Genomic DNA, 249 nt, shown 5'->3' on the forward strand with positions numbered 1-249 from the left:
GACCTATCGCCGGTCTGCATGGGCGCGGCGTTGCATTTCGACCTGTGGGTGCCGAATTTCGGCGTGCAGGAATACATGGGCTTTCCGCAAGACGCGCTCGATGTATTCCCGCATGCATGGCGTTTCGACAAAGGCATGATGCATCCCGGCGATGCGCCGGGTCACGGCGTCGACATCGACGAAGCCGCCGCCGCGCGTTTCCCGTATGACCCGGCTTATCTGCCCGTTGCGCGTCTCGAGGACGGCACG

General features: G+C 63.5%; 1 protein-coding gene. It reads left to right on the forward strand.

What is annotated here, in order from left to right; translation table 11 throughout:
• A partial coding sequence (locus SB786_RS37125; protein ID WP_410731699.1) for an enolase C-terminal domain-like protein occupies positions 1-249 on the forward strand: 249 nt, incomplete at both ends.

The sequence above is a fragment of the Burkholderia sp. SIMBA_062 genome, from assembly GCF_046534765.1.
Classification (GTDB): domain Bacteria; phylum Pseudomonadota; class Gammaproteobacteria; order Burkholderiales; family Burkholderiaceae; genus Burkholderia; species Burkholderia ambifaria.